This is a genomic window from Cognatishimia sp. MH4019 (assembly GCF_020177595.1).
Classification (GTDB): domain Bacteria; phylum Pseudomonadota; class Alphaproteobacteria; order Rhodobacterales; family Rhodobacteraceae; genus JAHTBL01.
The window spans coordinates 512,936-526,872 of record NZ_JAHTBL010000002.1 but is presented as its reverse complement, the minus strand read 5'-3'; the positions used below and the strand labels follow the sequence as shown (position 1 = coordinate 526,872).

The following is a 13,937-nucleotide window of genomic DNA, read 5'->3' as shown; positions in this document are numbered from 1 at the left end:
CGATATTGAATTAGTTGCCGATTTCCTTATGATTGCATGCAAAGAGAACGGCAAGAATTCCCTGATACTCCATCACCGCGCCACCAAGGGTGCGAGAGGCAAATATGTTCCAGTTCGAAGCGACCCATAGAAAGCGAAGCTCTGTCTTCAGCATGTTCGAGCTGATTTATCACAGCGTCGTTCGGTCGATCCGCAAGACCCACAACAATGCTGTGATGAGTCTTGTCATCAACATGCTGCAAACTATCACTTTCGTGGCAGCCTTTTATGTAATGTTCACTGTCTTGGGTTTGCGCGGGGCCGCCCTGCGTGGCGATTTCGTTCTGTATATTATGTCAGGCGTTTTCCTGTTCATGACCCACACCAAAACCGTCAGCGCCGTTCTGGGCGCCGAAGGACCGTCATCGCCGATGATGAAACACGCGCCGATGAATACAATTGTCGCGCTTGCTGCGGCCGCATTCGGGTCGCTTTACATTCAGGTGCTGTCACTCTTGTCGATCCTTTTCATCTACCATGTCGCCGTCACTCCCGTCGTGATTGAGGATTATCCAGGCGCGATAGGTATGGTCGCATTGGCGTGGTTCACCGGCGTCGGCGTCGGCATGATCTTTCTAGCCCTGCGCCCCTGGTTTCCGTCTTTTGTCAGCATCGGAGCACAGGTCTATAATCGGGCCAACATGATCGCTTCTGGCAAGATGTTCGTGGCCAACTCCCTACCCAGCTTTATGCTGGCCTTTTTTGACTGGAACCCGCTGTTTCATGTCATCGACCAGGCGCGTGGGTTTTTGTTCATCAACTACAACCCGCATTACACCAATTACGAATATGCATTGATTGTTGGGATTGTGCTGCTTCTGATTGGCCTGATGGGGGAATTTTATGCCCGCAAGAATGCCTCTCTCTCGCACAACGCGGGGCGTTAATCGACAACTCTCAGCGTCAGGTTGATCCGTCCGGGCTTGGCCAAAAGCGTGCTTGAGCCAGGTTTGATCCGATCAATGCCGTGATAGGTCAGGCGCGCAGCACCGCCCATGACGACAACGTCCCCCGATTGCAGCCAAAGCGACTCGGTCTTGCCGCCCCGTTCGGTATTGCCGACGCGAAAGAGACCGTCATCGCCCAATGAGACCGAGACAACGGGATGGCTGAAATCGGCCTCGTCCTTGTCCTGATGCATCCCCATCCGCGCCTCGGGTGCATAAAAATTCAGCAAACAGCAATCTGGGGCGCGCGCCGACCCCGCCACATCTGCCCAAATTTTAAGCACACGATCCGGGATCGCAGGCCAAGCCACGCCAGAGGGATGCCGGGGCGCATAGCGATAGCCCGTCCGGTCCGAATACCACCCATACCGCCCGGCAGAGGTCATGCGCACGGTCATCGGTTTGCCGTAAGGTGTTTGCGGCGAGAACAGCGGCGCTACACGGATCACCTCGCGCAGATCATCGACCAACGCTGATTGCGCGGCAGGGCTCAGAAACCCTTTGAAAACCTGAAATCCCCGCACGGTGAGCGTCGGATGCACCATCAACTGCCTTTCCACGACCACTTTCTTACCAAAACCTTGCGTTTTTTCCGCCAAACCCAGCAATTCGGACGCTTGCAGGGGCCTGACCCCCTCCTTATATACCCATCGAAGCGGGGCGGTCAGTGGGCCGCTCTAAACTGTTATAGACTGCGGGGATGCCGAAAAACCGGGTCCGCGCATCCACATCGCCAAAAGAGAGGGATGTTAACCTATGGCTAAAGTAATTGGCATTGACCTTGGAACCACCAACAGCTGCATCGCTATCATGGATGGCTCGCAGCCGCGGGTAATTGAAAACGCAGAGGGCGCGCGCACGACCCCGTCGATTGTCGCCTTCACAGATGACGAGCGCCTTGTCGGCCAGCCTGCAAAGCGTCAGGCCGTCACCAACCCTGAAAACACCATCTTCGGCGTCAAACGCCTGATCGGTCGTCGGTTCGACGATGCCGATCTTGCCAAAGACAAGAAGAACATGCCGTTTGAGGTCATCAACGGCGGCAATGGCGACGCATGGGTCGAAGCCAAGGGTGAGAAGTACTCCCCCTCGCAAATCTCGGCTTTCATCCTGCAAAAGATGAAAGAGACGGCAGAAAGCTATCTGGGCGAAGAGGTGTCGCAAGCTGTCATCACCGTGCCTGCTTACTTCAATGACGCCCAGCGCCAGGCGACGAAAGACGCCGGCAAGATTGCGGGCCTCGAAGTGCTCCGCATCATCAACGAGCCGACAGCGGCCGCGCTGGCCTATGGCCTTGATAAGAAAGAGACGCAGACGATTGCTGTCTATGACCTTGGCGGTGGTACGTTCGACGTCACCATCCTTGAGATCGACGACGGTCTGTTCGAAGTGAAATCCACCAACGGCGACACGTTCCTTGGCGGTGAAGATTTCGACATGCGCATCGTGAACTACCTTGCGGAGCAGTTCAAAAAGGAAAACGGCGTCGATCTGACGAAAGACAAGATGGCCCTGCAGCGTCTGAAAGAAGCCGCTGAGAAAGCCAAGATCGAGCTGTCCTCCTCCAGCCAGACTGAGATCAACCAGCCGTTCATCTCGATGGACCCGAATGGTGGTCAGCCGCTGCACATGGTCGTCAAACTGACCCGTGCCAAGCTGGAAAGCCTTGTGAACGACCTGATCAAGCAGTCGATCACGCCGTGTAAGGCCGCGCTGAAGGACGCCGGTCTGTCGGTTGGCGATATTGACGAGATCGTTTTGGTCGGCGGTATGACCCGCATGCCGAAGGTGATCGAAGAGGTCACCAAGTTCTTCGGCAAAGAGCCGAACAAAGGTGTGAACCCCGATGAGGTTGTCGCAATGGGCGCCGCCATTCAGGCCGGTGTTCTGCAAGGCGACGTCAAAGACGTGGTTCTGCTGGACGTGACCCCGCTGTCGCTGGGCATCGAGACGCTGGGTGGTGTCTTCACCCGCCTGATCGACCGCAACACGACGATCCCGACGAAGAAAAGCCAGGTTTTCTCGACCGCCGAGGACAATCAAAACGCGGTGACGATCCGGGTCTTCCAGGGTGAGCGCGAGATGGCCGCCGACAACAAAATGCTCGGCCAGTTCAATCTCGAGGATATCCCGCCCGCACCGCGCGGCATGCCCCAGATCGAAGTGACCTTTGACATCGACGCCAACGGCATCGTCTCCGTGGGTGCCGCTGACAAAGGCACCGGCAAAGAGCAGAAGATCACGATCCAGGCCTCTGGCGGTCTGTCGGATGCGGATATCGACCAGATGGTCCGTGACGCGGAAGAGAACGCCGAAGCCGACAAAGAGCGCAAAGAGCTTGTCGAAGCGAAAAACCAGGCGGAGAGCCTCATCCACTCGACTGAGAAGTCGATGGAAGAGCATGCCGACAAGGTGGATCCGACGACAATCGAAGCGATCGAACTGGCCATCGCCGCGCTCAAGGACGACCTTGAGACCGAAGATGCTGGCAAGATCAAAGGTGGCATCCAGAATGTGACCGAGGCCGCGATGAAGCTGGGCGAGGCGATCTATAAGGCCAGCCAGGAAGAAGCTGCAGGCGAAGCGCCTGAGGCCGATTCCGAGCCGCAGGGCGTCGATGACGACATCGTGGATGCCGATTTCGAGGACCTCGACGACGACAAGCGCGCCTCGTAAGGGCCGCATGGACTTTGCAGGACCGGCCCCAACGCGCGGGCCGGTCTTTGCGTTCTCTCAAGGGGGAGATCCATGAGCAAACGTGACTATTACGACGTGCTTGGCGTCCAGAAGGGCGCATCTGCGGACGAGATCAAGAAGGCCTATCGCGGCAAAGCGAAAGAGCTTCATCCCGACCGTAATTCCGACAATCCAGACGCCGAAGCACAATTTAAAGAGGCCAACGAGGCTTATGAGGTTCTCAAGGACGCCGAGAAAAAGGCGGCCTATGATCGTTATGGCCATGCCGCGTTCGAAGGTGGCATGGGCGGTGGCGGCGGGCGGCCCGGCCAAGGCTATGGCGGGCAGCAAGGCGACTTTGCCTCAGCCTTCTCGGACGTGTTCGACGATCTGTTTGGCGACTTCATGGGCGGCCAACGCGGCGCAGGCGGACGCCAACGCGCCTCACGCGGGTCTGACCTGCGCTATAACCTGCGCGTGTCGTTGGAAGAGGCCTATGCAGGTCTGCAAAAGACGATCACCGTTCCGGCATCCGTGACTTGCGGGGCATGCAGTGGCACTGGCTCTGAAGGTGGCTCTGAACCTGTGACCTGCCCGACTTGTTCGGGTATGGGCAAAGTCCGCGCGCAGCAGGGCTTTTTCACGGTCGAACGCACCTGCCCGACCTGTTCAGGCCTTGGCCAGATCATCAAGAACCCGTGCAAGGTTTGCGGCGGCTCAGGCCGTCAGGAAAAGGAAAAAGCGCTGAGCGTGAATATTCCTGCGGGTGTTGAGACCGGCACACGGATTCGGTTGGCCGGTGAGGGCGAGGCCGGGATGCGCGGTGGGCCGACGGGCGATCTCTATATCTTCATCGAGGTCGAGAAACACGACCTGTTCGAGCGTGACGGCCAGCATCTGTTCTGCCGTGTGCCTGTGTCGATGGCGACGGCTGCCCTGGGTGGCGATATTGAAGTCCCCACAATTGATGGCGGTCGTAGCCGGGTGAAAATCCCTGCGGGTAGTCAATCGGGCCGTCAAATGCGTCTGCGCTCTAAGGGCATGCCTGCGTTGCGCGGCGGACCACAGGGCGACATGTATATCGAGATGGCGGTGGAGACCCCGGTTAACCTGACGTCGAAGCAGAAGGAAATGCTGCGCGAGTTCGAAAAGATGTCAGAGGATAACAACCCTGAGTCCTCTTCCTTCTTCTCATCGGTGAAGAACTTCTGGGACAGTATGAAAAGCTAGGTTAACCGCTTTTTCATTCTTTCGGCGAAGGATCGGGGCATGACCCAAGATGCCTTCGCCGAAGCCCCACTCCCCCTTTTTGAAGGCGAACCGATTGCGACAGGCGCGCGCCTGCCCAGTTATTTGCGCGACCACCGCAAACGCCTGCGCACGCGGTTCATGCAGGGCGGTGCTGAGGCCGTGCCGGATTACGAGCTGTTGGAACTGGTCCTGTTTCGGGCGATACCCAGACAGGACGTCAAACCGATTGCCCATGCGCTGCTGGATCGGTTCGGTGACTTCAATCGCGTAATCTCTGCCCCCGTGGACCGGCTGACAGAGGTGAAGGGTATCGGTGACGCCGTTATCTGCGAGCTGAAGATTATCGAGGCAAGCGCCCATCGTCTGGCGCGCGCGCGGGTGTTGCAAAGACCTGTCGTCTCTAGCTGGGACGCGCTGTTGGAGTATTGCAAAACCGCCATGTCACATCTTGAGACGGAGCAATTTCGCGTTCTCTATCTGGATCGCAAGAACGTCCTTGTCGCCGATGAGGCGCAAGGCAAAGGCACCGTCGATCACGTCCCGGTTTATCCGCGCGAGGTTGTCAAACGCGCTTTGGAGCTGAATGCCTCTGCGCTCATTCTTGTGCACAATCATCCGTCGGGCGATCCCACACCGTCAGAGGCAGATATCGCCGTCACTAAGCAGATCGAGGCGGCGGCAAACGCCCTTGATCTGACGTTGCACGATCATCTCATCATCGGGAAGTCCGACACGCTCAGCTTTCGCGCGCATCGTCTTATTTGACCCAAATCTCGACCCGGTGGTTTTGCGTGCGCCCCAAAGTCGTTGTTTCACAAGCACTTGGTAACGCATCACCCGCGCCGAGCACCTCAACCTCTTGAGTAGCAGGCAGCGCTTTTCGGACAGTTTCGGCCAGCACGAGCGACGCGTCTTTGCTCTCTGCAAAGGCGCCGTCCAATCCCGTGTGACCCGTCACCAACAATGGCCGACCCGCATAAGCGCCCTGCGCAATCTGCTTTGCAAACCGGTCCAGGGCGGCGCGTGAGATAGGCGTCAACGTCTCTCCATCAGTCTCGAAGCGCAGCGACAAGGACAGGCGCTGATATCCAGCCAATGCTGTGACGATATTCTTTAGCTCGGGCAGGGGCACCTCGGCGCCGGCCTGTTCAATCGCACCGGCAAGTCGTCCACCTTGTGCGGTAAGCGGGATCAAGTCAGGTGCTTGATCTACGAACCCCGCTCGTTGAACGACAACCTGCGCTGCTGGTGTTTCAAGATACGCCATGAAGTCCTTCATAATCGGCGGAAGTCGTCGCATCGGACGGTAGAGGTAGATCGGCGCGACAAGAGGATAGTCGCCGGATTTCAGGGTGGTGAGCAGAGTATCATAAGGGGTCGGGCAAGACCCAGACAGAGTTAATGTGCGCAGTCCCGAGGCCTCTGACAGTGCGATCAGACCGATCGCGTTTGGATCGCCCAGCAACGCCTCTTTCAAGGCGGCAGACGTCTGATGAAAGACGATCTGAGGGGCGAGGGACAGCCCTTCGGTCTGCAAGGCACGATCTGAAAACAGCTCGACCACGCCCGAGCCGCGGGCAAGTGTATGGACAGGCGTCTTGCTTTGCGGATCAGAGAATGCGGCGATCAGAAAAGGCAACGTAATCTCGGTCAGCGCGCTTTCAGTGCTTACAACCGGCACAATTGCATCTAGAGCCAAGACCTTTGCTTGGCCGGGCTGGGTAAGGTCGCCACGCCCCGCCTCTTCCTCTAACTGGGCCTCACCGGGGCGGATGGGGCGTAGACTGGCGACAAGATCCGCTTCGTCCACGATCAGATCCGCAAAACCTTCCCCTGAGCTACTGACGCGAAAGCCGATGTCGATCAGGGATGTGCCGTCTGATCCATCGACCAGAGTGTAGCTGAAATGCGTTGCATCTTCGGTCACACGGGCGAAGGCATAGCCGTTGCGCAGCGCGAACCCCTCCACCAAAGCGGGCAGCAAGACGGACGTGGCGGAGGCCGCGCCGGAAATACGAACGCGGATCATCGGTGCGCTCGGGGTCGGACAGCCGCCGCCCGCACAGATCATCGCGTCGCCGTCTACGGTCACTTCGCCATAAACCGTTTCAAGCCGGAAATACCGCCCGTCAAAGCCCAGAACCCGGCCTTCCAAAGCGAGGCTTCCGTCTTGCGCAGACAACGTGACCGTCTGCGCGACAGCAATCGAGGACCAAAACAGGAAAAGTGCGGCGACACGCGCCGCACATAAAATGCGCATGGGGGTGGAGCCTTTGGCCAGCTTTACTTGGCAGCCAGTGTCAGGTCTTGCACCATGTTTTTCAACACAAGAAAGTCGCCAACCGCATCGCAGCCCGGAACGGACAGAACCAGATCAACAACGGCGGGTTCGGCCTCAGGGCTGATCTGGATGGATTGAGCTTCGATATCGCGCGCGCAATTCTTGGCGGTCACTTCGGCTTCTACCGACAAGGCAACCTCACCATCATCGGTCATGAAGCCGGTGGGAAAGCTGTAAATCTCGGCCAGCAGGGCCGTGTCATCAGAACCGGAGCCAAGGGTCGTGATAAAACCGCCCTGACCCGTCGCTGCAACGCTCGCATCGCGGGTCGTTTCGGACCAAACATGACCCTCTTCGCCATAATCAGCGCCAAATTCACGCGCATGGAGTTGCAGGGCATTCTCGCCGCGCCATTGCAGAACGACACGGTCATAGAATTCCAGCGACGGCACATCAATCTGGCTCATTGCGCCTTCGTTATTCGGAAAGGCCGCGATGAAGATCGCACTTTGGTTCAAAGCTGGCACATCAACAGAAACAGCACCGTTGGTGTCAGTTTCCGCGGTGAACATCATACCTTCGTGGTGGATCGTGACGCGCTCATTCGGATGACATGCAGACATCAGATCAAGGCGCACCATCGCAGCGGCAGTAGCTTCGGCTTGCAGCGTTGTCTCGCAAACCAGCTCAGGCTCCGCCGCGGGGGCAGGGGGCGGCGCTATGTCGGTGGTGACAGTCACGTCTTCTTCCAACGCGGCCATTTCAACTGGCTCAGGCTCTGCAGGGGTTTCAGGCAAGCTGGGCAGAATGCTGGACTGTACGACAGCGGGCGCCTCTGCCGGTTCTGCTTGTGGCTGCGCCTCAGGCGCATCGCCCAAGCGAGAGGCCACAGCATCCCCGTTTTGCATGACAAATCCGGTCGCCAACGCGATACCCAGCGTCGCACCTGCGGTTACAATCTGCTTCTTGTTCAACATACCCAACTCCAGTACCAAAAACATGGCTTTGAGCGGGATATTGCCGATAAATCATGACAGCTTTAGGGCGCGGGCGGTCCTTCAATAAGGCCGTCTGGTGACAACCGTAAGGCGATCAGACCTTTCCGTGACAGTGTTTGAACTTCTTGCCAGAGCCGCACGGGCACGGATCATTGCGCCCCGGATTACCCCAGGTCGTGCGATCATTCTCGTCGAAACCCTCAATGGCCCCCTCGGACACTTCTGCAACCGGAGCAGGGTTTGCAGCGGCAGCCAATTGCTCTTGCTGGGCGCGCATCTGCGCCATCATCGCATCTTGCTCTTCCTGGGTCATCGGACGGATCTGCGACAGCTTTTGCGTCACATCCTCGCGCAGGGAATTAAGCATCGATTCGAACAGTTGGAACGATTCCGTCTTATACTCATTGAGCGGGTCACGCTGCGCATAGCCGCGGAAACCGACGACCGACCGCAGATGTTCCAGCGTCACCAGATGCTCGCGCCATTTGGTGTCGATGGTCTGCAGCAATACCTGCTTCTCAATGTTGCGCATCGTGTCGAGACCAAAGGCTTCGGACTTTTCCTGCATATACGCGTCGGTCGCCTTTTCCAGACGCTCGCGGACATCCTCGTCATCGACGCCTTCTTCATCGGCCCAATCTTTGACCGGCACGTCGATACCCAGCTTTTCGCGGACTTCCGTATGGAGCCCATCCGTATCCCACTGATCTGCATAGCTTTTCGGCGGCATATAATGCGTGACAAGATCGTCGATCACCTGGTGGCGCATGTCTTGCGCGATCTCGTGCAGGTCTTCGGCTTCCATGATTTCGCGGCGCTGGCTGAAGATCACCTTACGCTGCTCGTTCATCACGTCGTCGAATTTGAGAAGCTGCTTACGGATGTCGAAGTTGCGCCCTTCGACCTTTGCCTGCGCCTTTTCCAGCGACTTGTTCACCCATGGGTGAATGATCGCCTCGCCCTCTTTCATGCCCAGCGACGACAGGACCTTGTCCAAACGGTCCGAGCCGAAAATCCGCATCAGATCGTCTTCGAGCGACAGATAGAACGAGGATTTGCCCGGGTCGCCCTGACGGCCTGAACGACCGCGCAGCTGGTTGTCGATGCGACGGCTCTCGTGACGCTCCGTTGCCAGAACGAAGAGGCCACCCGCCTCTTTGACCTTTTCCTTTTCCTCGGCAACCTCGGCCTCAATCCGCGTGCGGGTCTCTTCGGGGTCTGCTTCGGGGTTTTCGGTCAAAGCTTGCAGCACACGCATCTCGACATTGCCGCCAAGCTGAATATCGGTGCCGCGACCGGCCATGTTGGTCGCAATCGTCACCGCGCCCAGTTTACCGGCATCTGCCACAATCTGGGCTTCTTGCTCGTGCTGGCGCGCGTTGAGGACGTTATGCGGAATGCCTGCTTCTTTCAGCAGATCGCTCAGGAATTCGGATTTCTCAATCGACGTGGTGCCAACCAGAACGGGCTGGTTTTTCTCATGCGCCTGGGCGATGGATTTCACAATCGCGCCGAACTTTTCCTCTGCCGTGCGGTAGACGGCATCGTGATTGTCCTTGCGCGCGACCGGCTGGTTCGTCGGAACCTCAACCACACCAAGCCCGTAAATCTCGGCAAACTCCTCGGCTTCGGTCAGCGCGGTGCCGGTCATGCCCGCTAGTTTGTCGTAAAGGCGGAAGTAGTTCTGGAAGGTCACAGAGGCGAGCGTGACGTTCTCAGGCAGGATGTCCACGCCTTCCTTCGCCTCAAGCGCCTGATGCAGACCCTCAGACAGACGACGGCCTGTCATCATGCGGCCGGTAAACTCGTCGATCAGCATCACCTTGCCGTCGCGCACGATGTAATCCTTGTCCTTCTGGAACATGGTATGCGCGCGCAGGCCCTGGTTGATGTGGTGCACGATGGTCGTGCTTTCGGGGTCATAAAGCGACTGATCTTCAGGCAGGATACCCGCCTCGTGCAGCTTGGCTTCAAGGAACTCGTTACCCGCATCGGTGAAGGTCACGTTCCGCGCCTTCTCGTCCATCGTATAGTGTTCTTCTGTCAGATCCGGGATCACCGCGTTGATAGTGATGTACATCTCGGACCGGTCCTCGGCAGGACCCGAGATCACAAGCGGCGTCCGCGCTTCGTCCACCAGGATCGAATCGACCTCGTCCACAATCGCGAAGTTGTGTCCGCGCTGGGCGATCTGGCTCAGCTCGGCCTTCATGTTGTCGCGCAGGTAATCAAAGCCCAATTCGTTATTGGTCGCGTAGGTGATATCGGCGGCATAGGCAGCCGCTTTTTCCTCATCGGGCATATCGGGATAGATGACGCCCGTCGTCAGACCCAACGCAGCATAGACCTTACCCATCCATTCGGCATCGCGCTTGGCCAGATAATCGTTGACCGTCACGATATGCACACCCTTGCCAGTCAGCGCGTTCAGATAGGCGGGAAAGGTCGCGACAAGGGTCTTGCCCTCGCCCGTCTTCATCTCGGCGATGTTGCCTTGATGCAGGAAGATACCGCCCATCAGCTGCGTATCAAACGCCCGCAAGCCCAGCGCGCGCTTGGCGGCTTCGCGGCAGTTAGCGAAGGCTTCGGGGATCAGCGCATCAAGGCTTTCGCCTTCCATTGCCCGTTTTGCCAGCGCTTCGGTGCGGTCTTTCAGACCGTCATCGCTCAGCGCTTCGAACTCAGGCTCCAATGCGTTGATCTTTGCGATAAGTGGGCGCGTTGCCTTGACCTTGCGATCATTTGGCGTGCCAAAAACCTTTTTGGCGATTGTTCCGATACCCAGCATAGTCTCTCCGCACGGTGGCTTAACAGGATCGTGTCATAAGGTTGCTTGCTCGCCCTCTCCGGTGTCCATAGAACATGGGCGGAGGCTGTCCCTCGCACGACATCTAGGCGATGTAAGGGCCAGTAAACACAGTGTCAACGTCGCCGGAGCCTGCGGCCGATCAAAGGAACGATAGATGTCGAAACACCATAACTTCTTGCTGGCCGTTGCAACCACGATCTGTGGCGCCTTTCCCGCTTTCGCGCAGGAGATGACAGCGGACACAGTCGTCGCGAATGTGAACGGCACCGAGATCACGGTGGGGCACATGATCACTGCCCGTGCCCAGCTTCCCCAGCAGTATCAGCAACTTCCCGATGATGTGCTGTTTGAAGGTATTCGCGAGCAGTTGGTGCAGCAGACAGTGCTGTCCCAGCAAACGGCAGATGTGCCCAAAAGCGTTGAGCTGAGCCTTGAGAACGAACGCCGCGCTGCAATGGCCGGTGTGGCGATCAATGAATTTATCGCAGACGCCGTAACCGATGAGATGCTGCAATCGCTCTATGAAGAGAAATACGCCTCTGTTGAGCCTGAAAAAGAGTTCAACGCGTCGCATATCCTTGTCGAGACTGAAGAAGAGGCGCTGGCACTGGTGACCGAGCTGGAAGGTGGTGCGGATTTTGCTGAGCTTGCCAAGGAGAAGTCGACCGGCCCCTCTGGCCCCGGCGGCGGCAGCTTGGGCTGGTTCGGCCCCGGCATGATGGTCAAACCTTTCGAGGACGCGGTCATCGGTCTTGAAGACGGCGCGATTTCGGCGCCGGTTCAAACACAGTTTGGCTGGCACGTGATCAAACTGGACGAAAGCCGTCTGAAAGACGCGCCTACCCTTGACGACGTGCGCGAAGAGCTGACCGCCGAACTGCAACAGGTCGCACTGGAGACCCACATCACCGAATTGACCGAGGCCGCCGAGGTCACCCTCCCCGATCTGGGAGAGATTGACGCCAGCATCCTGCGCAATGCGGACCTTTTGTCGGAGTAAGTAACCATGACCGTGTCGCCCCTCACTCCAAAGCGGTTTCCGTCCCTACCCGAAATCGCTGGCGCGCGCTTTGCCACTGTGGCTGCCGGTGTGCGCTACGAAGGGCGCGATGACGTCATGTTGGTTGAACTGGCCCCCGGCACAACAGTGGCGGGGGTGTTTACCAAGTCTGCGACGCGGGCGGCTCCGGTGCTGGATTGTCAGGCCAAGCTGAAATCGCTGCCTGATGAAGGGGCAGCATTTCTGGTCAACTCCGGCAATGCCAATGCCTTTACCGGCAGCAATGGTAAGAAATCGGTTGAGGCGATTACCCAAGCAGTGGCGGATATCCTCGATATCCCCCAGCGCAGGGTCTACACGGCTTCGACCGGCGTGATTGGTGAACCGCTGCCGCACGCAAAGATCATCGACAGCCTCAAGACGTTGAAAGACGGGCTTTCCCCCGACGGCATCGCCGCCGCAGCCGACGCGATCCGCACAACGGACACGTTTGCAAAAGGCGCTGTGGACGAGCTGGTTATCGACGGTGAAATCATCAAAATCGTTGGTATCGCCAAAGGCTCTGGCATGATTGCACCAGATATGGCGACGATGCTGGTCTACATCTTCACCGATGCGAAAATCCCACAAGGCGACCTGCAACGGATGGTACGCGACGTGTCTGACACGACTTTTAACTGCATCACCGTAGACAGCGACACATCCACTTCCGATTCAGTTCTGATGGCAGCCACTGGCGCATCCGGGGTTGAGGTGAACTGCACAAGCGTGGCCTTCCGGGCAGCCCTTTATGACGTAATGCTCGATCTGGCGCATCAGGTTGTCAAAGATGGCGAAGGGGCCACAAAATTTGTCGAGATCCGCGTTAAAGGCGCTGAAAGCGATGAAGACGCCAGGAAAGTCGGTTTTTCTATCGCCAACTCGCCCCTCGTGAAGACGGCTTTGGCCGGAGAGGATCCAAATTGGGGTCGTATCGTCATGGCGGTCGGCAAATCCGGCGCCGCGGCGGACCGTGACAGGCTGAGCATCGCGTTCGGCGATATTCAGGTCGCCGAAAACGGCTGGGTCAGTCCTGATTACAAGGAAGACGTCGGCGCGGCGTATATGAAGAACGACAACCTCGTGATCTGTGCCGATCTGGGTATGGGACAATCCTCGGCCACGGTTTGGACCTGCGATCTGACCCATGGCTACATCACCATCAACGCGGATTATCGGTCGTGAAAACCGTCCTTGTCTCAGCCGTTGCGCTGATTGATCCCGACGGACGCGTGCTGTTGGCCCAGCGCCCGGAAGGCAAATCCATGGCGGGGCTGTGGGAATTTCCCGGTGGCAAGGTCGAGGCGGGCGAAACGCCAGAGCACGCCCTGATCCGCGAGCTTGAGGAAGAACTGGGGATCAACACGTGGGAAAGCTGTCTGGCCCCGCTGACATTCGCCAGCCATTCTTATGACACGTTTCACCTGCTGATGCCGCTCTTTGCCTGCCGCAAATGGGACGGCACGCCACAATCCCGAGAGAATCAGGCGCTCAAATGGGTGAAACCTCAGGATTTAAAGAGCTATCCAATGCCCGCCGCGGACCTCCCGTTGATCCCGATACTGCGGGATTGGCTTTAGAAAGAGCATTCTTGCCTCAATTTCGAGCGGGAATAGACACAATTTGCACACTTTTCGAGTGATTTATAAATGCTGTTTCGCTACGGTTGTACTAGCACCAAGCTCTGGGGAGGATTTGAGATGCTGAAGACCATTACTTTGGGCAGTTGCGTGTCCGTGCAAGGAACCTTTGTGCGTGCGCTGTCCTGCGGGAAGATCCTTGTTCGTGTGGGCGACCGCACATTCACCGGAATGCCCGTTTGACCAATTAGGCCTCGTATCCAGTAAGAAGACCCTCGTATCAAAGGAAAAGGGACGGCCAAGCGACCGTCCCTTTT

Annotated in this window: 12 protein-coding genes; 8 read left to right on the top strand and 4 right to left on the bottom strand. The window is 57.7% G+C overall.

Going from position 1 to position 13,937, the window contains the following annotated elements:
• Window positions 1-104: 104 nt before the first annotated feature.
• Window positions 105-926, top strand: a complete 822-nt coding sequence (locus tag KUW67_RS05790; RefSeq protein ID WP_224824323.1) for an ABC transporter permease — start codon at window positions 105-107, stop codon at window positions 924-926.
• Here KUW67_RS05790 and KUW67_RS05785 read toward each other — a convergent pair.
• Window positions 923-1,531, bottom strand: coding sequence for an alpha-ketoglutarate-dependent dioxygenase AlkB (locus KUW67_RS05785; RefSeq protein ID WP_224824322.1), 609 nt, complete (start codon window positions 1,529-1,531; stop codon window positions 923-925). The two genes, KUW67_RS05790 and KUW67_RS05785, sit on opposite strands and share 4 nt — an antisense overlap.
• Window positions 1,532-1,742: 211 nt before the next feature.
• On the opposite strand from KUW67_RS05785, the gene dnaK reads away from it, so the two are divergent.
• The 3 genes from dnaK to radC all read left to right on the top strand — a co-directional run bounded on the left by dnaK (window position 1,743) and on the right by radC (window position 5,678).
• Window positions 1,743-3,662, top strand: a complete 1,920-nt coding sequence (gene dnaK / locus KUW67_RS05780) for a molecular chaperone DnaK (RefSeq protein ID WP_224824321.1) — start codon at window positions 1,743-1,745, stop codon at window positions 3,660-3,662.
• A gap of 72 nt (window positions 3,663-3,734) precedes the next feature.
• Window positions 3,735-4,892, top strand: coding sequence for a molecular chaperone DnaJ (dnaJ, locus tag KUW67_RS05775; RefSeq protein ID WP_224824320.1), 1,158 nt, complete (start codon window positions 3,735-3,737; stop codon window positions 4,890-4,892).
• Between the two features lie 39 nt (window positions 4,893-4,931).
• Window positions 4,932-5,678 carry a DNA repair protein RadC gene (gene radC, locus KUW67_RS05770; protein WP_224824319.1) on the top strand — a complete coding sequence of 249 codons (747 nt, stop codon included), beginning with the start codon at window positions 4,932-4,934 and terminating at the stop codon, window positions 5,676-5,678.
• Here radC and KUW67_RS05765 read toward each other — a convergent pair.
• From KUW67_RS05765 to secA, 3 genes are all read right to left on the bottom strand, one after another.
• On the bottom strand, window positions 5,671-7,173 hold the full coding sequence (locus KUW67_RS05765) for a substrate-binding domain-containing protein (protein WP_224824318.1): 1,503 nt from the start codon (window positions 7,171-7,173) through the stop codon (window positions 5,671-5,673). The genes radC and KUW67_RS05765 overlap by 8 nt on opposite strands.
• 23 nt (window positions 7,174-7,196) lie before the next feature.
• Window positions 7,197-8,171 (bottom strand): hypothetical protein, encoded by a 975-nt coding sequence (locus KUW67_RS05760; RefSeq protein WP_224824317.1) that lies wholly within the window; start codon window positions 8,169-8,171, stop codon window positions 7,197-7,199.
• A gap of 115 nt (window positions 8,172-8,286) precedes the next feature.
• The gene (gene secA / locus KUW67_RS05755; RefSeq protein WP_224824316.1) at window positions 8,287-10,980 is read right to left on the bottom strand and encodes a preprotein translocase subunit SecA; all 2,694 of its coding nucleotides are present in this window, start codon (window positions 10,978-10,980) and stop codon (window positions 8,287-8,289) included.
• A 175-nt stretch (window positions 10,981-11,155) separates the two neighbouring features.
• Between secA and KUW67_RS05750 the strand changes: the two genes are divergently transcribed.
• The 4 genes from KUW67_RS05750 (at window position 11,156) to KUW67_RS18340 (ending at window position 13,863) form a co-directional block, all read left to right on the top strand.
• A complete protein-coding gene (locus KUW67_RS05750) occupies window positions 11,156-12,001 on the top strand; it encodes a peptidylprolyl isomerase (protein ID WP_224824315.1) in 846 nt (281 codons plus the stop codon).
• A 6-nt stretch (window positions 12,002-12,007) separates the two neighbouring features.
• The gene (gene argJ, locus KUW67_RS05745) at window positions 12,008-13,225 is read left to right on the top strand and encodes a bifunctional glutamate N-acetyltransferase/amino-acid acetyltransferase ArgJ (RefSeq protein WP_224824314.1); all 1,218 of its coding nucleotides are present in this window, start codon (window positions 12,008-12,010) and stop codon (window positions 13,223-13,225) included.
• Window positions 13,222-13,620, top strand: coding sequence for an 8-oxo-dGTP diphosphatase MutT (mutT, locus tag KUW67_RS05740; protein ID WP_370634912.1), 399 nt, complete (start codon window positions 13,222-13,224; stop codon window positions 13,618-13,620). Before argJ ends, mutT begins: the two co-directional genes overlap by 4 nt.
• A gap of 120 nt (window positions 13,621-13,740) precedes the next feature.
• A complete protein-coding gene (locus tag KUW67_RS18340; protein WP_255596707.1) occupies window positions 13,741-13,863 on the top strand; it encodes a hypothetical protein in 123 nt (40 codons plus the stop codon).
• Window positions 13,864-13,937: the final 74 nt, after the last annotated feature.